Below are 21,230 nucleotides of genomic sequence, written 5' to 3' on the forward strand. Positions count from 1 at the left end.
CTCACCGTTCACTTCTTGCGGCGACGCCCGGCGCTCTTCTGGGCCTTGCGCCGCTCGGCACGGGTCAGACCGTCCGACTCGGAACGGGCCGGCCCGGCCTCCTCGTCGCTGATGAAGTCGCCCTCGACGATGCTTCCGTCGCCGTCCACCTTGGGAGCGGAGAAGTGCAGCCGGTCCGGACGCTGCGGCGCCTCCAGGCCCTTGGCGTGGATCTCCGGACGCCCCGCACCGGCGGGCACCGCGTCCTGCACCCCCTTGTCCAGCGAGGTCTGCTCCGCCGTCTCCTGCACCGGAACCTCCTCGACCTGCTGCTCGACCTGGACCTCCAGGTTGAACAGGTAGCCGACGGACTCCTCCTTGATGCCCTCCATCATCGCGGTGAACATGTCGAAGCCCTCGCGCTGGTACTCGACCAGCGGGTCCTTCTGGGCCATCGCCCGCAGGCCGATGCCCTCCTGGAGGTAGTCCATCTCGTAGAGGTGCTCACGCCACTTGCGGTCCAGGACGGACAGCACGACCCGGCGCTCCAGCTCCCGCATGATGTCCGAGCCGAGCTGCTCCTCACGGGCGGCGTACTGCTCGTGGATGTCGTCCTTGACGGCGTCACCGATGAACTCGGCCGTGATGCCCGCGCGGTCGCCGGCCTCGTCCTCCAGCTCCTCGACCGTCACCTTGACCGGGTAGAGCTGCTTGAACGCGCCCCACAGACGGTCCAGGTCCCACTCCTCGGCGAAGCCCTCGACCGTCTCCGCCTGGATGTAGGCGTCGATCGTGTCCTCCATGAAGTGCGTGATCTGGTCCTGCAGGTCCTCGCCCTCCAGGACGCGGCGGCGCTCGCCGTAGATGACCTCACGCTGGCGGTTGAGCACCTCGTCGTACTTCAGGACGTTCTTCCGCGTCTCGAAGTTCTGCTGCTCGACCTGCGACTGGGCGGAGGCGATCGCCCGGGTCACCATCTTGTTCTCGATCGGCACGTCGTCGGGGACGTTGGCCATCGCCATGACCCGCTCGACCATCTGCGCCTTGAACAGCCGCATCAGGTCGTCGCCCAGGGACAGGTAGAACCGCGACTCGCCGGGGTCGCCCTGACGGCCGGAACGACCGCGCAGCTGGTTGTCGATCCGCCGCGACTCGTGCCGCTCGGTGCCCAGGACGTAGAGCCCGCCGAGCTCCTTGACCTCCTCGAACTCCGCCTTGACCGCGGCCTCGGCGCGCTCCAGGGCGGCGGGCAGCGCGGCCGCCCACTCCTCGACGTGCTCGACCGGGTCCAGGCCGCGCTGGCGCAGCTCCGCCTCGGCCAGGTCGTCGGGGTTGCCGCCGAGCTTGATGTCCGTACCACGGCCGGCCATGTTCGTGGCGACCGTCACCGCACCCTTGCGGCCGGCCTGCGCGATGATCGGCGCCTCACGGTCGTGCTGCTTGGCGTTGAGCACCTCATGGGCGACACCGCGCTTGTTGAGCTGCTGGGAGAGGTACTCGGACTTCTCGACCGAGGTGGTGCCGACCAGGATCGGCTGGCCCTTCCCGTGCTTCTCGACGATGTCCTCGACTACCGCGTCGAACTTCGCGGTCTCGGTGCGGTAGATCAGGTCCGCCTGGTCCATACGGACCATCGGGCGGTTCGTCGGGATCGGGACGACACCGAGCTTGTAGATCTGGTGGAACTCGGCGGCCTCGGTCATGGCCGTACCGGTCATGCCGGAGAGCTTGTCGTAGAGGCGGAAGAAGTTCTGCAGGGTGATCGTGGCGAGGGTCTGGTTCTCGTCCTTGATCTCCACCCCTTCCTTCGCCTCGATGGCCTGGTGCATGCCCTCGTTGTAGCGGCGGCCGGCGAGGATACGTCCGGTGTGCTCGTCGACGATCATGACTTCGCCGTCGATGACGACGTAGTCCTTGTCGTTCTTGAAGAGCTCCTTGGCCTTGATCGCGTTGTTGAGGTAACCGACGAGCGGGGTGTTCACCGACTCGTACAGGTTGTCGATGCCCAGCCAGTCCTCGACCTTGCTGACACCGGACTCGTGGATGCCGACGGTGCGCTTCTTCTCGTCGACGTCGTAGTCGCCGGTCTCCTCGATGCCGCGCTGCGGGTTGGCGGCCTCGCCCCGCTTGAGGCGCTTCACCAACTTGGCGAAGTCGCCGTACCACTTGGTGGCGGAGTCGGCCGGGCCGGAGATGATCAGCGGCGTACGGGCCTCGTCGACGAGGATCGAGTCGACCTCGTCGACGACCGCGAAGTTGTGGCCGCGCTGGACGAGTTCATCCTGCGACCAGGCCATGTTGTCACGCAGATAGTCGAAGCCGAACTCGTTGTTCGTGCCGTAGGTGATGTCGCAGTTGTACTGCTCACGGCGCTGGGCCGGCGTCATGTCGGCGAGGATGCAACCGACCGTCAGGCCCAGGAATTTGTGGATCCGGCCCATCATCTCCGAGTCGCGCTCGGCCAGGTAGTCGTTCACCGTGATCAGGTGGACGCCCTTGCCGGACAGCGCGTTGAGATACGTCGGAAGGGTGCCGACCAGGGTCTTGCCCTCACCGGTCTTCATCTCGGCGACGTACCCCATGTGAAGGGCCGCGCCGCCCATCAGCTGGACGTCGTAGGGACGCTGGCCGAGTACCCGCCGGGCGGCCTCTCGGACCGTGGCGAACGCCTCGGGCAGCAGATCATCGAGGCTCTCGCCGTCGGCGTAGCGCTCCTTGTACTCATCCGTAAGGGCGCGCAGCTCTGCGTCGGAGAGCGCCGCGAAATCCTCTTCGATGGAGTTGACCTGGCCCGCGATGCGGTGCAGGTTGCGCAGGATCTTTCCTTCGCCTGCACGCATGATCTTCGTCAAGACGGACACTTGGGCTGGTCTCCTTGCCGGTCGGGCCTGCACGGTCGAGTGCGCGGGCGCGGCATTTTTCCAAGGGGGCAGGCCCCGCCGCAACGGCCATCGTAAAGGAGGACGCTGCCGGGCCGGGAGGTCCGCCGCAGCGAACCCCACTGCCCCCTCCCCAGCGTGAACGCACGAGGCCGCGCGAAGGTGCCGGGCAGGTGCCGCGAATCACGCGGAAAACCCTTCGCCACGCCTTCCGCCACCTTGCAGACTCACGTCATGAAGCCCGTCACCCTCGCCACCGAGCACCTGGTGCTGCGTCCTTTCGAGCCCTCCGACGCGCCCGCGGTGCACGCCGCGTGCCAGGAGCCCGACATTCCGCGCTGGACGAGCGTCCCCTCACCGTACGGCGTCGAGGATGCGGAGCAGTTCGTCGGCACGGTCGTCCCCGAGGGCTGGCGCGACGACACCACGTACAACTTCGCCGTCGTCTCCCGGGCGGACGGCTCCCTCGTGGGCGCGATGGGCCTGGTGCGCCTCGCACAGCTGCACACCCCCGAACGCCAGGCCGAGCTGGGCTACTGGACCGCGAAGGAGCACCGCGGCCGGGGCCACACCGTCGAGGCGGCCCGCGCGGTGGTGCGCTGGGCCTTCCGCGATCTGGGGGTGGAGCGCATGGAGTGGCACGCGGAGGCCGGAAACGAAGGCTCCCGGGCCGTGGCCCGCAGGCTCGGCTTCCGTATGGAGGGCACGCTGCGCGCCAAGCTGGTGCGCGAGGGCATCCGCCGGGACGTCTGGATCGGCTCCCTGCTGCCGTCCGACCTGCCGGTGGAACCAGCAGAGGCCGCAGCGTCCGCCACCACCGGCACCCGCCTGCCGGACGCGACGCCGTATCTCCCCTACCCCGGCTGACCACCGCCTGCGGCCGGCCGCCGCCCGCTGCGTGACCCGGCCCGGGCAGCCCGCCGCGCCATGGCCGTCCCGCTGCGAGCGGGCGCGGGTACCGCCGTCACCAGCGGCGATTCCCGCGCCCGGGACCGTTGTCAGTGCCCGCCCCTACGCTGTGCCACATGACCGCCGTGACGCAGCCACCGCCTCTGCCGAAGCCCGTGACCAGCCTGTCCCGTGACGAGGCCCGGCGGATGGCGCTGCGGGCCCAGGGACTGCTGGGCGCCCCGGACCGCCGGGCGGGTGTGCGCGGAGTGCTGCGGCACCTGGGTGCGGTCCAGCTGGACACGATCTCGGTACTGGCCCGCTCCCACGAGCTGGTGCCGTACGCCCGGCTCGGCGCCGTCGGCCGCCCCGCCGTCGAGGCCGCCTACTGGACCACGGCTCCCTCCGACGCGCCTGCGGCCCGGCCCCACAGCTTCGAATACTGGTCGCACGCCGCCTGCATCCTGCCCATCGAGGAGTGGCCGCACTTCGCCTTCCGCCGTCGCGCCCGGCGCGCCAAGGGCCACCGCTGGCACGTCATGGAGGACTCCGAGCGCTCCTGCGCCGCCGTCCTGGACCGCCTGAAGGCCGACGGCCCGCTGACCACCTCGGAGCTGGGCGGCGGACGGAACGGCGGGGAGTGGTGGGACTGGTCCGAGAGCAAGATCGCGGTGGAGTGGCTGCTGGACACCGGCGAGGTGGTCTGCACCCGACGCCGCGCCTGGAAGCGCGTCTACGACCTCGCCGAGCGCACCGTCCCGGACGCCCTGCTCCACGACGATCTGGACGACACCACCTGCATGCGCCGCCTGGTCGCCCAGGCCGGGGCCGCCATGGGAGTGGCCACCCGCGCCGACCTGGCGGACTACCACCGCCTCAAGGCCGAGCAGGTCGATGCCGTGGTGGCGGACTCCGGTCTGGTCCCGGTCGAGGTGGAGGGCTGGGGAAAGCCCGCCTGGGCCGACCCCGCCGCGCTGGCCGCCCCGCCCCGCGGCCGGCACCGCACCACTCTGCTCTCGCCCTTCGACTCCCTGATCTGGGACCGGCCGCGCACGGAGCGGATCTTCGGCTTCACCCACCGGCTGGAGGCGTACGTCCCGCGCCCCCGGCGGATCCACGGGTATTTCGCGATGCCGCTGCTGGCTGGCGGTCAGCTGAGGGGCCGGGTGGACCCGGCCCGCGAGGGCACCACCCTCGTCGCCCGCCAGGTCTCGATGCAGGACTCCAAGGCCGTCGCCCCGATGGCCCAGGCGCTCCGGGAAGCCGCGACCTGGGTCGGCTGCGACTCCGTACGCGTGGAGCGCTGCGACGATCAGAAGCTGGCCGCCGCCCTGCGCGCGGAACTCACCCGCACGAGCGACCAGTAGGCACCGGCCGACGGCTCCGGGGGCTCGTCCGGCCCCCGGTCACCCGGCGCACCGGGCATCGCTCACCGTGCCCTCATCCACCGGGGTGCGCGCCCACGGCCGACCCGCTCACCGGATCTCGAGGATCTTCTCCCGCATCGCGTACACCACCGCTTCCATCCGGGAGTGCAGCTGCAGCTTCTCCAGGATGTTGCGGACGTGGTTCTTCACCGTGTTCTCGGAGATGAAGAGTTCCTTGGCGATATCGCGGTTGTTCATGCCCGTGGCGACCAGCTTGAGGACCTCCAGCTCACGGTCGGTGAGCCGGGGCGCGGGCACCAGCCTGCGCTCGTCCGTACGCTGGATCATCGACTTGAACTCCGTCAGGAGCTTGGACGCCATCGACGGGCTGATCTGCGACTGGCCGTCCGCCACGGCGCGGATCGCGGTCGCCACCTCGTCGGTGGAGATCTCCTTGAGGAGGTAACCGGTGGCGCCGGCCTTGATCGCGTCGTAGAGATCGGCCTCTTCGTCGCTGATCGTCAGCATGATGATCTTCGCGCTGGGAGCCACTTCCTTGATGGAGGTGCACGCCTCGATCCCGCCGCGCTTGGGCATCCGCACGTCCATCAGCACGATGTCGGGCAGCAGATCCGCGGCCTTGTCGACCGCCTCCGCGCCGTCCCCGGCCTCGCCGACGACCTGGATGTCCTCTTCCTGGGCCAGAACGATCTCCAGACCCCGCCGGAAGAGTGCGTGATCATCCACGACCAGGACCCGGATCGGCTCCTTCCGCGGCTCGCTCACGGCCCGGTCGGCGCCGTCGTCATCCCCGACAGCACTGTGGTCCCCGTCCGCAGCAGCGCGCACGGGTCCAAAACTGTCCCCCACTGGTCCTCCCCGTCAACTACTCGGCCGCGAGGCCGGAGTTTGCGCATAAGGCTGGTTGACAACAGCCCCCTGCCAGCCCGATCAATGCCATACGCCCGTCTCCCCGGCATGTCGCCGTTTCGCGCCCACATACTCCCTGGCCGGCACAAACACTATACGGCTTCAACTCCTGCCTCCTCCGGGCACGATGGTGCCCCCGGCGTACGCCGGGGGCACCGAGCGGATGGGGTTCAGCCGCCCAGCGCGCCGCCTGCGCCGCCGGGCTCCTCTCCCCCGAACATGTCGGGGTTCAAGTGAATGACGCCGTAGTCATAGGCGTGCCGCCGGTAGACCACGCTCGGCAGCTTGGTGTCGGCGTCGACGAAGAGGTAGAAGTCGTGCCCGACCAACTCCATCTCGTTGAGCGCCTGGTCGAGCAGCATCGGCGCGGCCGAGTGAGTCTTCTCGCGGACGACCAGGGGCCCTTCGCCCTGGACGTCGATGCATCCCATCTTCGTGGTCGGCACCGTCTGGCCGGCCGTCTCCGCGGCCAGTTCGCCGTTGGTGTTCAGGCTCGCGGCGTCCGGCACGCTGACCGCGACTTCACTCGCCGGGATGCGGCCGTTGCCGCGACGCGAGTAGCGCTTGTCGTGCTGCTTCCGCAGCCGCGCCTCGAGCTTCGCGGTGGCCAGATCCAGCGCGGCGTACGGATCGGCGGCGGCGGCCTCGGCCCGGACCACCGGACCACGGGAGTGGAGGGTGATCTCCACTCGGTCGGAACGGTCGGCCTGCCGCGGGTTGGGCTCCTTGGACACCTCGACGTCCAGGCTGATCACCTTGGCGTCGAGCTTCTGGACTTTGTCCAGCTTCAGCTTCTCGGCCACGTGCTTGCGGAACCGCTCGGGCACCTCTGTCTTGCGGCCCTTGACGACGATGTCCACGCAGAACTCCGTTCCCGGATCGCTCCGCTCTTCCAGCGAAGCAATTCCTTCTTGCACCAGGCTCCGGTGGTTGCCGAAGCCTCGGACTTGGCGACTTTCACCTCCTCCTCCCCCGACGACAAGCTCTCCACTCCCCCGATTTCAGGGTCGCTGCAAACGCCCCTGAACGCATTCATCGCGACATTCGAGGCAAAACACCCGCCAAGTCCTCACAACCGAACATAGCTCTCTCGGACGGATGTCGGCACCCCCTCGGAGCCCTCGGCTCCATTTGGGTGACTTTTCCTCCTCCCCTACGGACCATGTGGTAGTCGCACCGTCGCTTCACCCCCGACGGCGAAAGCACTGCGGGGCGCGGCCACCACCGCGGCCCCGATCACCCGGCCACCGGCCGCCGTGACCACCCGGGACGCCTCGGCGAGCGTGGCCCCCGTCGTCACCAGGTCGTCCACCAGCACCACTGACCGCCCCGTCAGCAGCCTCCCGGCAGCACCCCGCACCTCCAGCGCACCTGCGACATTCGCCAGCCGCTGCCGGGCGCTCAGCCCCGCCTGGTCGGACACCGCACGACGCTGTCGCACCACCGCGAGCACCCGGGCGCCCACGCCCGACCGCCGCAGCTCCCGGGCCGCGGCCAGCGCCGTCCTGCGCACCGGATCATGGCCCCGCCCGGCCACGGCCCTCCTGGCCGAGGGCACCGGCACCAGCAGATGGGGACCGCCGCCGGGTCTCAGCCCCCGTACGGCCCCGGCCAGCACCTCCCCCAGCGGGCCGGCCAATCGCAGCGCACCCCGCTCCTTGTGGGCCAGCAGCACGGCCCGCACCTCGTCGGCGTAAGGAGCCCCGGCCCACACCCGGGGCAGGCCCGCCGGACTCGGCCACGGCCGCACCCGCCGCGCCCCGCACCCGTCCCGCGCCAGTGCCCGGCGACACTCCGCACACAGCTCCGTACGCGGCCGACCGCATCCCGCACAGTCGACCGGCAGCACCAGACCGGCCAGTTCGCGCCACACCCCCTGCATGTCTCCACTGTCCCGCCGTCCACGCCCGGCCACCACCCCTGTGGATAACCATGGCGGCGGACCTGGGGACCTCCGGACGCACGGACCTGCGGACGCACGGAGTGGCGGGACTGCTGAGCTGCGGAGCCGTGGGGCTCGGGAGGCTGCCCGGCTACGGGCTACGGGCTACGGATCCATGGGATCCAGGAAGCCCGCTGACCTGCAGGTCAGCGGGTACGAAAACAGCACGGCAGACCGGATCACCGCACGCCGCCGCGGCCCGGCGTCCGCCCGGCCCCGGCCCTCGACGCCGGGAGGCTGCCGCCCCTCCGCATTCCCCAGCCACCAGCCGTCGATCACCGGCCGTCGGCCCCCGATCAACGGCTACCGATGGCCGGCCGCGGACACCGTTCCCCGCTCACCCCGGATAGACCGGCGCCGTCCCGTCCTTCGCCACGGTCTTCCAGTTCGCGTCCGGAGGCAGCCGCACAATGCCCTCCGTGGCATCCGCGATCAACGGCCTGGTCTCGTCCTCCGAGGCGGCCACCGCGATGACGCCGTTGACGCCGGGCAGGGTCTGCGCGTTGGACGCCGAGCCGTCGGTCTCCATGAACTGCATCTGCTGGACTCCGCCGGACTCCCGCCCGACGACCACCAGCCGGCTGCCGCCCGCCCAGGACGCGGCCACCACGTCCTCCAACTGGGGTGCGATCGGCCGCAGTTCCTGTACCGAGAGCTCCGGGTGCGCCGAACTTCCGTCGCGCTCGACCCGGCCCAGCTGCAGCGTCGTACGGCCCTTGTCCTCCACCAGGACCGCGATCCGGATGCCGTCCGCGGCCACCTTGATCGCCTTGATCCGCCGTCCGCCGAGTCCCGGTACCTCCACCTTTTCGGGGGCGCCCTTGCCCTCGCGCAGCCGCAGCAGCCGCGAGCCGTGCGCGTCGCGGTCCGCGATCCACAGATCGCCCAGACCGTCCCAGCTCGGCGCCGTCAGCCCCATGTCGGGGTTCTTGGCCGAACCCGTACTGGTCAGCAGCGGGTCACCGCGTTGGATGCCGTCCTCCATGGCGGCCACATACAGGGACCGGCCGTCGCTCGACACACCGGCCGCGGTGTCCTCGCCGCGCGAGATGGCGACCGAGCGCAGCGGCGTCTTGCCCGTACCGAACGGCCCGCGCACCGGCATCGGTTCGGTGGCCGAATCCGACATGCCGACGACCTTCTGGTCGGCGTCGATGAAGTACTCCTTGCCCGAGCCCCCGACGGGCGGGGACGGGGCGAAGTCGCGCTGGGCCTGCTCCTGGGACAGCGAACACAGCGAGTAGCCGCTGTCGTCCTGGAGCTCCACCTCGCTGATCTTCGAAGCCCGCGTCATGTCCTGGACGGTGAAGAAGAGCTGAGCCGCCATCTGCTTGCACTGGGCCGTGTCGGTGTTCACCGCGCCCTTGCTGAGCTTGACCCGCAGCGCGTTGGAGTCGTCCAGCGCCAGATCATGCGCGGCAAGCCGGGTGCCGGACGGGAAGGCCGACGTCGTCACGTGGTTCAGCCAGTCGGTGGGCCCGGACAGCAGCGCCTCCACGCTGGCCGTGATCGGCTTTATTCGCTGCCGCAGATACACCGGATCCGCGACGAGCACGTTCCGGCCCGCCTTCGGCTCCCCCGACTCCGAGTTGTAGGACGCGAAGTAGTACTTGTTGACGGAGCGATAGATGCGCTGGAAGTCGGACAGCCCGAGCACCAGCCCGTTGGGCAGCCGGTCGATGCGCCACTGTCCGCCCTCCTTGATGAGGTGGATCGTCTGGCGGTACGGCTTCTCCTCGGGGGTGTAGGCGTGGCTGTCGTCCACCGCTGCCACCTGACTGCCCGACAGGGCGACCGTGTAGCCGTTCGAGTCCTCCCGGTTGGGCAGCGACTTCGGTTCGGGCTTCGGGCGCTCCTGGAGCACGTTGGTGACCTGGAACGGCCGCCAGGTCCGCTTCGCCGACTTGGCCAGGTACTGCGTGGCCGTACGGAAATCCGCCTCGTCACTGGTCGTGGCGTCGAGGAAGCTGCGCACGATGTTGGTCGGCTGCGCACCGTCCTGCGGAGGAACTCCGTAGACCCGTACCTGCGACTCGCCCTCGGAGCGCGGCGACTGGTCGACCGCCGTGACCTCCCCGCTGTCGGGCATCGACGCACACCCGGCCAGCAGCGCCGCCGCACAGCCGAGCAGCAGGAACTTCCGCGCCGGCCCGGCTCCCCTGCGGGCACGCGTACGGGACCCGGTCCCCTCCCCGCGCTCGCCTCCGCGCTCAGTTTCCACGCAGCCCGCCTTCCCGCTCCACGCCCCGCCCGGCTTCCTGCTCGGCCCCGCTCTCAGGGAGCGGCTCATCAGTGCGCACGCTCTCGCCGCGCGCCGCCTCTTCGCTCCGTACGCCACCGCTGTGCGGCACCACACGGGCACCGTTGCCGGGCAGTGCCGTCGGGTCGGCCGCCGGCCAGGACACCTTCGGCTCCGGAACGGGGGCTGCCACGTCGTCCGCCTGCGAGGCACGCGTCTGCACCGGGATCGTGGACGCCTTGCGCTCCGCTCCGGCTCGTGGCTGCCCCGTCTCGTCCAGTCCGCGGTGGCGTCGCGAGTCCTCCGGCTCCAGGGGGATCGGGGACCCGCGCAGCGTCTCCCCGGCCGTACGGGGCAGCGTCAGCCGGAACTGCGAGCCGCCGCCCGGTTCGCCCCAGGCCTGCAGCCAGCCGCCGTGCAGCCGGGCGTCCTCGACGGCGATGGACAGGCCCAGCCCCGTACCGCCGGTCGTGCGGGCCCGGGCCGGGTCCGCACGCCAGAAACGGTTGAAGACCCGGGCGGCCTCGCCGGGCTTGAGGCCGACGCCGTAGTCGCGCACCGCCACGGCCACCGCACCGCCGCTCCGGCTGCCCGCGGACGCCAGCCGCACCACCACGTCGCGGCCCTCGCCGTGCTCGACTGCGTTGACGACGAGATTGCGCAGTATGCGCTCCACCCGGCGGGTGTCGGCCTCGGCGATCACGGGCTGCTCGGCGCCGCGCACCACTATCCGGGTGCCCTTGCGCTCGGCGAGCGGCTCGGCGCCCTCGATGACGCGGTGCACCACATCGCGCAGATCGATCGGCTCGGCCTCCAGCGCGGCCGCCCCGGCATCGAACCGGCTGATCTCCAGCAGCTCCGCGAGCAGGGACTCGAAACGGTCGAGCTGGCCCCACAGCAGTTCGGCGGAGCGCGCGGTGGCGGGATCGAACTCGTCCCGCGCGTCATGGATGACATCGGCCGCCATCCGTACGGTCGTCAGCGGCGTACGCAGCTCGTGCGAGACATCGGAGACGAAGCGACGCTGCATCCGGGACAGCTCCTCCAGCTGCTGGATCTTGACCTGGAGGTTCTGCGCCATCTTGTTGAAGGACTCGCCGAGCCGGGCGATGTCGTCCTCGCCGGTGACCTTCATCCGCTCCTGGAGGAGGCCGGCGGCCAGCCGCTCGGAGATCCCCGCGGCCATCCGTACGGGCGTGACGACCTGCCGGACCACCAGCCAGGCGATCGCGCCGAGCAGGATCACCACGAACACCCCGGCCGTCGCCAGCGTCCCCGTCACCAACTTGAGCGACTCCTCTTCCTGGGTGAACGGGAAGAGGTAGTAGAGCTGGTACTGGTTGCTGTTCACATCGTTGAGCCGCTTGCCGATGATCAGCGCCGATACGCCGTCGTCCGACCCGATGCGCTTGATCTCGGTGTACTGGCGGAACGTCCCGGACTTGGTCTCCAGCTTCCGCCGCAGCTCGGGGGGCACGCTCCGCTCGGGATCAACATCGCCGGAGGCGCGCGGACCGCGGGTACCGGGACTGGAGTCACCGAACGGTTCGTCGGAGTCGGAGCTGAGCGCCACGACGGAGAAGACGCCCTGCCCGCCGCTGGCGAGCTGCTCGACCAGGCCGGTCAGCCAGGTCGCGGAGTCCTGGGTGCCGCGGTTGCCGGTACGCGCGGTGTCGTCGGGCCGGGTGTCGTCGGCGCCGTCGGCCATCTTCTGGGCGACGCTGAAGCCGCCCACGGCCTGGCTCTGCGCGGCCTGCGCCTTGGCCGTGAGCAGGCCGTTACGGACCTGCCCGACGACCACGACACCGAGCAGCAGCACCACGGCCAGCGACATCAGCAGCGTGGTCGCCACCACACGCAGCTGGATATTGCGCCGCCACAGTCGCAGGGCGGGCAGCAGCGGCCGCCGCACCCAGCGACTGAAGAGCCGGAGCAGAGGGTGGACCGGCCCGCTCACCGCGCCGTCGGGCAGCAGCTGCCCACCGCGCAGCAACCAGGCGGACACCCTCCCGGAAAAGGACATATCACCCGCCGGGTCGACGGTGCGCCCCCGCTTTCCCTCCGGGGCCGAACCGTCCCGGGTCATCTCAGCTGGGCCCGGCCTTGTAGCCGACCCCGCGCACGGTCACCACGATCTCCGGCCGCTCCGGGTCCTTCTCGACCTTGGAGCGCAGCCGCTGCACATGGACGTTGACCAGCCGCGTGTCGGCGGCGTGCCGGTAGCCCCAGACCTGCTCGAGCAGCACCTCACGCGTGAACACCTGCCACGGCTTGCGCGCCAGCGCCACCAGCAGATCGAACTCCAGGGGGGTCAGCGCGATCGAGTGCCCCTCGCGCTTCACCGAGTGGCCGGCCACGTCGATGACCAGGTCACCGATCGCCAGCTGCTCCGGCGTCGGCTCCTCCGAACGCCGCAGCCGCGCCCGGATACGGGCCACCAGCTCCTTGGGCTTGAACGGCTTGACGATGTAGTCGTCCGCGCCCGATTCGAGCCCGACCACCACATCCACCGTGTCGCTCTTGGCGGTCAGCATGACGATCGGCACGCCGGACTCGGCCCGGATCAGCCGGCACACCTCGATACCGTCCCGGCCCGGCAGCATCAGGTCGAGCAGTACAAGATCGGGCTTGGTCTCGCGGAAGGCCGCAAGGGCCTTGTCACCGTCCGACACAAACGACGGTTCAAAGCCTTCGCCGCGCAGCACGATGCCGAGCATCTCTGCCAGTGCGGTGTCGTCGTCGACGACCAGGACGCGTCCCTTCATTCGGCCATCATCCCATTACCTGATCGTGACTTACTCCATCGTGACGTGGAACACACCTCTGCCAGCCCGTTCCGGGTCACCGGCGACACCACTCCGGCTTCCGTGACGATCGCCGTCACCAGCTCCGCCGGAGTGACGTCGAAGGCCGGGTTGTAGGCCTGTGCGCCCAGCGGGGCCACCGGTATGCCGGTGCCCGCCTCCGCCCCGGGCCCCTGCGCGTACGGCAACGAGAACTCCGTCACTTCCTGGCCCGGCCGCTGCTCCACCTCGATGTCCGACCCCTCCTCGGTCTCCAGATCCACCGTGCTGGTCGGGGCCACCACCACGAACGGAACGTGGTGGTACCGCGCCAGTACCGCCAGTGGATAGCTGCCGACCTTGTTCGCCACCGATCCGTCCGCCGCGATCCGGTCCGCGCCGATCAGCACCGCATCCACCTCACCCCCGGCGAACAGCGACCCTGCCGCACCGTCCGGGAGCACGGTGTACGCCATACCCGTCCTCGCCGCCTCGTAGGCGGTCAGCCGCGCCCCCTGCAGCAGCGGCCGCGTCTCGTCCACCCAGAGGCGGCGCAGCTCACCGGCCCGGTGCGCCGCCAGCGCCACCGCCAGGGCGGTGCCCTCGCCCCCGGACACCAGGGCGCCGGAGTTGCAGTGCGTGAGGATCCGGTGGCCGCCGCCCGGCAGCAGCTCGCCCAGCAGCGCCAGCCCGTGTTCCGCCATCCGTGCGCTGGCCTCGATGTCCTCCGCATGCACGGCGCGCGCCTCGGCCAGCGCCGCTGCCGCCTGGGCATCGGGCCCGCCGGGCGCCGCGGCGCGGTACGCGGCAGCCGCCCGCCGTACGCCGTAGCCCAGATTGACCGCGGTCGGCCGGGCCTGCGCCAGCGCCTCCACCGCCTCGTCCACGTCGAAGCCCCGGACCGCCGCCAGCGCGACGCCATAGGCACCGGCGATACCCAGCAGCGGCGCCCCGCGCACGGCCAGCGTCCGGATCGCCTGCACCAGCGCCGGGACGTCCGTACAGACGAGCTCCACCTCCTCGGCCGGCAGCCGGGTCTGATCAAGGAGGACCACCACGGGTCCCTCGGGCGGCTCCTCCCAGCGCAACGACGGAATGGTGAGCGCCGCGACGCCCGCCTCGGATACCTCGTACTGATCGCCCATCCGTTCAGTCTGCCGCCGATCGCCCCTCCAGCAGAAGGTCCCCTCGCACTCCGGGCACCGGTACACAACGTCGACGGCCATGACACGATGACTGCCACCGCGGACCCCGGACCCCGGCCGCCCCGGCGGACGGGCAGCAAGAAGGAGCGACGATGAACAACTCTCCGGGCTGGGCCTCGCCCGGATCCTCTCCCTCCGAAGAGCCGGGCCGCGGCACTCAGGAGCAGCCCCCGCAGGACAGCCAGTCCGGCTCCGGCGAGCAGTCGCCCCCACCGAACTGGTCCAAGGAACAGCCGCCCGCCGGCCAGTGGTCGGCCCCCACCGGCATCCCCAGCCAGGGCGGCCCCCACGGGAGCAGCGGCCAGGGCAGGGCCGGCGACCGTGCCCGTGCCTCGTCGACCGGCCCCGGTTGGGCCGGACAGCCCGGTCACTGGGGTGGTCCCCCCGGCAGTCAGCCCCCGTGGGGCGGCGCCTGGGCACCGGGGCCGCAGGCCGCCAAGCCCGGCGTCATTCCGCTGCGCCCGCTCGCCGTCGGCGAGATCCTCGACGGTGCGGTCGCCACCATGCGCGCCCACTGGCGCACGGTCCTCGGCATCTCGCTGATCGTCGCGATCGTCGCCCAGACCGCCATCACCGCCGTCACCGGCATCTGGTTCCAGGGCTCCGGCCGCGCACCCTCCCCTGCGAGCGAGAACGTCCCGCCCCTCCGCGAAGCCCTGCAAGAGATGGGCAATTCGCTCGCCGCCAGCGGCATCACCTCGGCGATCGGGCTGCTCGCCACCCTCGTCGTCACCGGGCTCCTGACCATGGTCGTCAGCCGTGCCGTCCTGGGCCGCTCGGTGACCGCAGGGGAGGCCTGGCGCGATGCGCGCACCCAGCTCCCGCGCCTCCTCGGCCTGCTCGTCCTGCTGCCCCTGCTCATCATGGCGATAGTGGCGGTCGGCGTCGCTCCCGGCCTGATCCTCGCCGCCACCCGCACCGGCACGCTGGAAGCGGACCTGCTCCTTACTCTGCTCGGCGGGCTCGCTGCCTGCGTGGTGAGTCTCTGGCTGGGCGTCCGCTACAGCCTCGCCTCCCCGGCCCTGATGCTGGAGAAGCAGGGCGTCATCCCCGCCATGCGCCGCTCCGCGAAGCTCGTACGGGGCAGTTGGTGGCGCGTACTGGGGGTTCAGCTCCTCGCTTTTCTCCTGGTGGGCATCGTCGAGTTCATCATCCAGATCCCGGCCACCATCATCGCCTTCCTCATCGGCGGCGAGAGCCTCATGACCTGGGCGAACGGCACCAGCAACACCACCGGCTGGTCGTTCCTGATCGTGCTGGGCATCGGAGCCGTCATCAGCTCCACCATCACCTTCCCGATCACCGCCGGCGTCACCGCGCTCCTGTACGTGGACCAGCGCATCCGCCGCGAGGCACTCGACCTCGAACTCGCCCGCGCCGCGGGCCTCCCCGGCTACGGCACCGACACTCCCAGCACGCCCCCGGCCACGCCCGCCGCCCACGCGCCAACGGCAGGCGCTCCGGCCCCCGCTGACGTCTCTGCGGACCGAGCCGAGACGGACCACTCCACTCCGGACGGCCCCGGCACAGACGGCCCGTCGAACGGCCCCTCGCAGGAAAGCACCGACGCGAACGCCCCCGAGGCAGGCACCACGGCCACCAGCAGCGCCGCGCCCACGGACGCCACTGCCACCGGCACCACGCCCGCCGACGGCCCCGGGCAACGCCCCGACGACGCCGCGCCGGGAAGCTGATGCGGTGACCAGAGGGGGGAACATGACCGCGCTCGGACGCCTCATGGCGCGCTCCGACGACGACATACCGGTGAGGACTCCGCGCGTCCCCGCCCGCGAGGCGGCCGAGCGCGAACTGTCCGACCCGCGGTACCACCAGCACGACCCCAACCCGATCCAGCAAGCCCTGGATTGGCTCTGGGAACGCATCGGCGAACTCTTCAGCGCGGCCGCCGGCACCACACCGGGCGGCTGGATCGGGCTCCTCGCCATCGCCGCGTCCGTCGTTCTGCTGCTCATCGCCCTCCGGCTGCGGCTCGGTGCGGTGCGCCGCACTCCGACCACGAGCGGCGCACTCTTCGCCGAAGCACCCCGCACCGCCGCCGAACACCGCTCCGCAGCCGACCGGCACGCCGCCGAGGGCCGCTGGAACCAGGCGATCCAGGACCGCATGCGCGCCCTCGTCCTCGCCCTGGAGGAGCGCACCCTGCTCACCCCCGGCCCGGGCCGCACCGCTGACGAAGCCTCAACCGAAGCCGGCCGGGCATTCCCCGCGCATGCCGACCGGCTCCGTACCGCGGCCCGCACCTTCGACGACGTCACATACGGCGGCCGCCCCGGAACCGAAGAGGCGTACACCCTCCTGACCGCCCTCGACACCGACCTGCAGCACGCCAAGCCGGACCTGGCCACCACCCCGACCAGGAGCCGCGGATGACGACGACCGCCCAGGCCGCCCCCGCCCCCACGCCCGCGCCCACCACTCGTGGTCCGTGGGCCCGGTCCCGCGGCCCGCTGCTCGCGCTTCTCCTGCTCGTCGTCAGCGGTGTGATCCTCGCGGCCCTGCAGTCCGGCGAACAGCACGGACGGCTCGACCCCCGCTCCGCCGACCGGACCGGGAGCCGGGCCCTCACCCGGCTCCTCTCCTCCCACGGGGTCTCCACCCAGGTCGTGACCACCTCCGAAGAGGCAGCTGCCGCGGCCGGCCCCGACACCACCCTTCTGGTCACCGACCCCGACGTACTGACGCAGGATCAGCTGACGGGCCTGCACACCGCGACCGCCCACACTTCCGGCCGCACCGTCCTGCTTGCCCCTGGTACGGCGACCCTCGCAACCTTCACCCCCGGCGTCCGGATGGAGCCCCCGGCACGTATCTCGGTACGCCGGCCCGCCTGTTCGCTGCCCGACGCCCGCCGCGCGGGCAGTGCCCTCCTCGGCGGCCTCCGCTACGTCACCGCCGCCGGCGGAGCCGATCGCTGTTACCCCGGTGGCGGCCGGCCCACCCTGCTGCGCCTGCCGGCCTCCGACAGCGGTCGCGACACCGTGCTCCTCGGCTCCGGCGACCTCCTCTACAACCACCATCTCGCCGAGCACGGCAACGCCTCGCTCGCCCTCCAACTCCTCGGTACTCACAAGCATCTGGTCTGGTACCTCCCCTCCGTGAGCGACCCGTCATCCGCTCAGGACAACCAGCGCGGCTTCCTCGACCTCATCCCCTCGGGCTGGCGCTGGGCCCTGCTCCAACTCGTCTTTGCCGCCGCGTTCGCGGCCCTGTGGCGCGCCCGCCGCCTCGGCCCCTTGGTCGCGGAAAGGCTCCCCGTCACCGTCCCGGCCGCCGAGACCACCGAAGGCCACGCCCGCCTCTACGAGCAGGCCAACGCCCGCGACCGGGCCTCCGCCGTGCTGCGCTCCGCGACCCGCACACGGCTCGCCCCCCTCATCGGAGTGTCCGCAGCACACGCCCACAGCGCCGACGTCCTTCTGCCCGCCGTCCACGCCCACTTGGCCTCCGCCCCCGGCGCCGACACAGACCTCCGTGCCCTGCTCTTCGGACCGGCTCCCGCGGATGACAGAGCCTTGGTGCACTTGGCCGACCAACTCGACGCACTCGAATCCTCGATCGTTTCCCAAGAGAGGCACGCCCCCCGTGAGCACCCCGACCGCTGACAGCGCCCGAACCTCCCTAGAGGACCTGCGCACCGAGATAGCCAAGGCCGTCGTAGGCCAGGACCCCGCCGTCACCGGGCTGGTCGTCGCGCTCCTCTGCCGCGGTCATGTGCTCCTCGAAGGCGCCCCCGGCGTCGCCAAGACCCTGCTCGTCCGCGCCCTGTCGGCCGCCCTCGAACTCGACACCAAGCGCGTCCAGTTCACCCCCGATCTGATGCCGAGCGATATCACCGGCTCACTGGTCTACGACAGCCGCAGCGCAGAGTTCTCCTTCCAGCCAGGGCCCGTCTTCACCAACCTCCTGCTGGCCGACGAGATCAACCGCACGCCTCCGAAGACCCAGGCATCCCTGCTCGAGGCAATGGAAGAGCGGCAGGTCACCGTCGACGGCACGGCCCGTCCCCTCCCCGAGCCGTTCCTGGTCGCCGCCACCCAGAACCCCGTGGAATACGAGGGCACCTACCCGCTTCCCGAGGCTCAGCTCGACCGCTTCCTGCTGAAGCTGACGGTGCCGCTTCCCGCCCGCCAGGACGAGATAGACATCCTCACGCGCCACGCGTCCGGCTTCAGCCCTCGCGACCTCGGCGCCGCAGGGCTGCGCCCCGTTGCCTCGACCGCCGACCTCGACGCTGCCCGGGACGCGGTCGCCAAGACCGCCGTCTCCCCCGAAGTCACCGGCTATATCGTCGATATCTGCCGTGCCACCCGTGATTCCCCCTCCCTCTCTCTCGGCGTCTCCCCCCGAGGCGCCACTGCTCTGCTCTCCACATCACGGGCCTGGGCCTGGCTCACCGGCCGCGACTATGTCACCCCCGACGACGTCAAGGCCCTTGCCCTTCCCACGCTCCGCCACCGCGTCCAGCTCCGCCCCGAAGCGGAGATGGAAGGAGTCACCGCAGACTCCGTGATCAACGCCGTTCTCGCTCATCTCCCCGTCCCCCGCTGAGACGACACCGTGGCCCTCACCGGACGCACCGCCCTCATCTCCGCACTCGGAGCCCTCTTCGTCGGCTTCGCGATGCCCAGCTGGCTCGGCATCCTCACCGTCCAACTCGCCTTGCTGCTAGCAATTTTGTGCGATCTCGCGCTCGCCGCGCCAGTGCGAAAGCTCCTTATCACCCGAACCGGTGACACAACCGTTCGACTAACGGGAGAAGCCTCCTCGCACCTCACCGTCACCAACCCGAGCCGCCGTATCCTGCGTGCCCAGATCCGTGACGCCTGGCCCCCGAGCTCCTTCCACCCCGGTGCGGACGTCCCCGACTCCCGCCACACCGTGCGCATCCCCGCCGCCGAACGCCGCCGCCTCACCACGACGCTCCGCCCCACCCGCCGCGGTGACCATCACGCGGTCCGCGTCACGGTCCGTTCCTACGGCCCGCTCGGCCTCGCCGCCCGGCAGGGAAGCCGGCACGTCCCATGGACACTGCGCGTCCTGCCGCCCTTCACCAGCCGCAAGCATCTGCCCGCCAAGCTCGCCCGCCTCCGCGAACTCGACGGCCGCACCAGCATCCTCACCCGTGGCGAAGGCACCGAGTTCGACAGCCTCCGCGACTACACCCCCGGCGACGACACGCGCTCCATCGACTGGCGCGCCAGCGCCCGCCGCCAGAACCTCGCGGTCCGCACCTGGCGACCCGAGCGCGACCGGCGCATCCTGCTCGTCCTGGAGACCGGCCGTACCTCCGCCGGCCGCGTCGGCGACATTCCCCGCCTCGACGCTTCGATGGACGCCGCCCTGCTGCTGGGCGCCCTCGCCGCCCGCGCCGGCGACCGGGTGGACCTGCTCGCCTACGACCGCCGTATACGCGCCTCCGTACAAGGCCGCGCGGCACGCGATCTCCTCCCGGCCCTGACCGACGCCCTGGCACCCCTCGAATCCGAACTGGTCGAAGCGGATGCCCGCGGCCTGGCCGCCACCATCCACCGCCGCACCCCGCGCCGGTCCCTCATCGTCCTCTTCACCGGCCTGGACGCGGCTCCTGTGGAGGAAGCCCTCCTGCCCGTCCTCCCCAGCCTCACCCAGCGCAACGAACTCATCGTCGCGGCGGTGGCCGACCCCCGCATCGAGGAAATGGCCGTCGGCCGCCACACCCCCCAGGCCGTCTACGCAGCCGCCGCCGCGGAGCAGACCCACGCAGCCCGCCGCCGCACCGCAGACCGCCTCCGCCACCACGGCATCACCGTCATCGATTCCACCCCCACCCACCTGGCCCCCGACCTCGCCGACGCCTATCTCACCCTGAAGTCCACCGGCCGCCTCTAACGCCCCGCAGGCAACCCGCTGCTCCTCTCGCCCTAAGGGGCTCCGAGAAACTCCCGGGCTCCCCGCAGCCGTGTGCGGACGATCCCCTGTGTGGCGGTGCTGTCGAGGCGGACGTCGAGGGCCCCCGGCATACGGACATCGGCTCGGCGCCCGGCGGGCAACCGGGTTACATCGAGGCCATCGCGTCGGGCGATGAGAACGCCGATTTCGTAACGACTGAGCGCCTCCGCACCGGCCACATGGAACATCCCGCCCCGACCGAACATCGCGATTTCCCGCAGAGCGGAGGCAAGGTCTTCCACATGCACCGGACAACGGAAGTCGTCAGTGAACAAGACACCGTCGCCGGCACCGGTAGCCAGGTCGTGCACCATGCGTTCGTGCACGGATCGACCATGCCCGATGATCAATGAGGTGCGCACGACCGCAGCGGCCGGCAACAGAAGTCGGACAGCGGTCTCAGCCGCGGCCTTTGCCGCGCCATACGGGGTGACCGGGTCGGGCAGGCAGGTCTCGTCGTAGTGACTCCGGGCCCCGGAGAACACGGCGTCACTGGAGACATGGACCAGACGACAACCACTCTTCCTCGCGGCCATCGCCACATGGATCGAGCCGTCGGCAGTGACCGCCCAGTCGCTCGCACCGCTCGTCGCATCGATGACGGCACTGGGGGCAACCTCGGCCAGCAACTCATCGACGTCCCCGGGAGCTCGAACGTCGAGCTGATACCACGAGGCTCCCGAAACGCTGCTGGGGCGAGAGCAATACGTCGCGGCCGTCTCCCAGCCCTCAGACGTCGTCTGACGCACAAGTTCCGTTCCCAGGAACCCACTGCCACCAATAATCAGCACCTTCATGGCGCCCTACGGTAGGGCAGCCGAGCTCTGCTCAAGCGCCCCACGCAAAAATGCCCCGCCCCCGAAGCCGAAACCCCGGACGAGGCATTCTCACCAACGCAGAAAAGCCCCGCACCATAAGGTGCGGGGCTTCCCCACAATGATTGTTCGGCGGCGTCCTACTCTCCCACAGGGTCCCCCCTGCAGTACCATCGGCGCTGAAAGGCTTAGCTTCCGGGTTCGGAATGTAACCGGGCGTTTCCCTAACGCAATGACCACCGAAACACTATGAA

At 70.7% G+C, this 21,230-nt stretch carries 16 protein-coding genes and 1 rRNA gene; 7 read left to right on the forward strand and 10 right to left on the reverse strand.

The genetic code is table 11. From position 1 onward, the window contains the following. Window positions 1-8: 8 nt before the first annotated feature. A complete protein-coding gene (gene secA / locus Scani_RS31445; protein WP_159481145.1) occupies window positions 9-2,840 on the reverse strand; it encodes a preprotein translocase subunit SecA in 2,832 nt (943 codons plus the stop codon). Between the two features lie 252 nt (window positions 2,841-3,092). Between secA and Scani_RS31450 the strand changes: the two genes are divergently transcribed. Continuing rightward, window positions 3,093-3,725: a GNAT family N-acetyltransferase gene (locus tag Scani_RS31450; protein ID WP_159481146.1), complete on the forward strand. Its 633-nt coding sequence runs from the start codon at window positions 3,093-3,095 to the stop codon at window positions 3,723-3,725. Between the two features lie 158 nt (window positions 3,726-3,883). After that, a complete protein-coding gene (locus tag Scani_RS31455) occupies window positions 3,884-5,113 on the forward strand; it encodes a winged helix-turn-helix domain-containing protein (protein ID WP_159481147.1) in 1,230 nt (409 codons plus the stop codon). A 108-nt stretch (window positions 5,114-5,221) separates the two neighbouring features. Here the strand turns inward: Scani_RS31455 and Scani_RS31460 are convergent, their stop codons facing one another. The 7 genes from Scani_RS31460 to mtnA form a co-directional block, all read right to left on the reverse strand. Further along, the gene (locus tag Scani_RS31460; protein WP_159481148.1) at window positions 5,222-5,983 is read right to left on the reverse strand and encodes a response regulator; all 762 of its coding nucleotides are present in this window, start codon (window positions 5,981-5,983) and stop codon (window positions 5,222-5,224) included. A gap of 230 nt (window positions 5,984-6,213) precedes the next feature. Then, window positions 6,214-6,903 carry a ribosome hibernation-promoting factor, HPF/YfiA family gene (gene hpf, locus Scani_RS31465; protein WP_159481149.1) on the reverse strand — a complete coding sequence of 230 codons (690 nt, stop codon included), beginning with the start codon at window positions 6,901-6,903 and terminating at the stop codon, window positions 6,214-6,216. 293 nt (window positions 6,904-7,196) lie between these two features. After that, window positions 7,197-7,925, reverse strand: coding sequence for a ComF family protein (locus Scani_RS31470; RefSeq protein WP_159481150.1), 729 nt, complete (start codon window positions 7,923-7,925; stop codon window positions 7,197-7,199). Window positions 7,926-8,322: 397 nt separating this feature from the next. Further along, entirely contained in the window at window positions 8,323-10,206 is a 1,884-nt protein-coding gene (locus Scani_RS31475) for an LpqB family beta-propeller domain-containing protein (protein WP_246296258.1), read from the reverse strand. Continuing rightward, on the reverse strand, window positions 10,196-12,310 hold the full coding sequence (gene mtrB / locus Scani_RS31480; RefSeq protein ID WP_371872399.1) for an MtrAB system histidine kinase MtrB: 2,115 nt from the start codon (window positions 12,308-12,310) through the stop codon (window positions 10,196-10,198). Before mtrB ends, Scani_RS31475 begins: the two co-directional genes overlap by 11 nt. Before the next feature lies 1 nt (window position 12,311). Beyond that, on the reverse strand, window positions 12,312-12,989 hold the full coding sequence (gene mtrA, locus Scani_RS31485; RefSeq protein ID WP_159481152.1) for a two-component system response regulator MtrA: 678 nt from the start codon (window positions 12,987-12,989) through the stop codon (window positions 12,312-12,314). After that, the gene (gene mtnA, locus Scani_RS31490) at window positions 12,986-14,152 is read right to left on the reverse strand and encodes an S-methyl-5-thioribose-1-phosphate isomerase (RefSeq protein ID WP_159481153.1); all 1,167 of its coding nucleotides are present in this window, start codon (window positions 14,150-14,152) and stop codon (window positions 12,986-12,988) included. Before mtnA ends, mtrA begins: the two co-directional genes overlap by 4 nt. 152 nt (window positions 14,153-14,304) lie before the next feature. On the opposite strand from mtnA, the gene Scani_RS31495 reads away from it, so the two are divergent. From Scani_RS31495 to Scani_RS31515, 5 genes are read left to right on the forward strand one after another with little or no spacing between them, the layout of a single operon-like run. Continuing rightward, a complete protein-coding gene (locus Scani_RS31495; RefSeq protein ID WP_159481154.1) occupies window positions 14,305-15,906 on the forward strand; it encodes a DUF7847 domain-containing protein in 1,602 nt (533 codons plus the stop codon). 22 nt (window positions 15,907-15,928) lie between these two features. Beyond that, a complete protein-coding gene (locus Scani_RS31500; RefSeq protein ID WP_159481155.1) occupies window positions 15,929-16,603 on the forward strand; it encodes a DUF4129 domain-containing protein in 675 nt (224 codons plus the stop codon). Beyond that, complete coding sequence (locus Scani_RS31505) at window positions 16,600-17,835, forward strand: DUF4350 domain-containing protein (RefSeq protein WP_159481156.1); 1,236 nt, start codon at window positions 16,600-16,602, stop codon at window positions 17,833-17,835. The genes Scani_RS31500 and Scani_RS31505 overlap by 4 nt, the downstream gene beginning before the upstream one ends. Continuing rightward, window positions 17,816-18,781 carry an AAA family ATPase gene (locus Scani_RS31510; RefSeq protein WP_159481157.1) on the forward strand — a complete coding sequence of 322 codons (966 nt, stop codon included), beginning with the start codon at window positions 17,816-17,818 and terminating at the stop codon, window positions 18,779-18,781. The genes Scani_RS31505 and Scani_RS31510 overlap by 20 nt, the downstream gene beginning before the upstream one ends. Window positions 18,782-18,790: 9 nt before the next feature. Then, complete coding sequence (locus Scani_RS31515; protein WP_159481158.1) at window positions 18,791-20,101, forward strand: DUF58 domain-containing protein; 1,311 nt, start codon at window positions 18,791-18,793, stop codon at window positions 20,099-20,101. Window positions 20,102-20,133: 32 nt separating this feature from the next. Here Scani_RS31515 and Scani_RS31520 read toward each other — a convergent pair whose 3' ends face one another. Continuing rightward, window positions 20,134-20,958 carry an SDR family oxidoreductase gene (locus tag Scani_RS31520; protein ID WP_159481159.1) on the reverse strand — a complete coding sequence of 275 codons (825 nt, stop codon included), beginning with the start codon at window positions 20,956-20,958 and terminating at the stop codon, window positions 20,134-20,136. A 145-nt stretch (window positions 20,959-21,103) separates the two neighbouring features. Then, window positions 21,104-21,220: ribosomal RNA gene (gene rrf, locus Scani_RS31525) — 5S ribosomal RNA — on the reverse strand. Window positions 21,221-21,230: the final 10 nt, after the last annotated feature.

The organism is Streptomyces caniferus (assembly GCF_009811555.1).
GTDB lineage: Bacteria > Actinomycetota > Actinomycetes > Streptomycetales > Streptomycetaceae > Streptomyces > Streptomyces caniferus.

Excerpts from the sequence above, each read along its gene's own strand:
- Scani_RS31520 (WP_159481159.1), bottom strand. The coding sequence starts at position 20,958 with ATGAAGGTGCTGATTATTGGTGGCAGTGGGTTCCTGGGAACGGAACTT.
- Scani_RS31505 (WP_159481156.1), top strand. The coding sequence starts at position 16,600 with ATGACGACGACCGCCCAGGCCGCCCCCGCCCCCACGCCCGCGCCCACC.
- Scani_RS31470 (WP_159481150.1), bottom strand. The coding sequence starts at position 7,925 with ATGCAGGGGGTGTGGCGCGAACTGGCCGGTCTGGTGCTGCCGGTCGAC.
- mtrB (WP_371872399.1), bottom strand. The coding sequence starts at position 12,310 with ATGACCCGGGACGGTTCGGCCCCGGAGGGAAAGCGGGGGCGCACCGTC.
- Scani_RS31450 (WP_159481146.1), top strand. The coding sequence starts at position 3,093 with ATGAAGCCCGTCACCCTCGCCACCGAGCACCTGGTGCTGCGTCCTTTC.
- Scani_RS31455 (WP_159481147.1), top strand. The coding sequence starts at position 3,884 with ATGACCGCCGTGACGCAGCCACCGCCTCTGCCGAAGCCCGTGACCAGC.
- Scani_RS31500 (WP_159481155.1), top strand. The coding sequence starts at position 15,929 with ATGACCGCGCTCGGACGCCTCATGGCGCGCTCCGACGACGACATACCG.
- mtrA (WP_159481152.1), bottom strand. The coding sequence starts at position 12,989 with ATGAAGGGACGCGTCCTGGTCGTCGACGACGACACCGCACTGGCAGAG.
- mtnA (WP_159481153.1), bottom strand. The coding sequence starts at position 14,152 with ATGGGCGATCAGTACGAGGTATCCGAGGCGGGCGTCGCGGCGCTCACC.
- Scani_RS31495 (WP_159481154.1), top strand. The coding sequence starts at position 14,305 with ATGAACAACTCTCCGGGCTGGGCCTCGCCCGGATCCTCTCCCTCCGAA.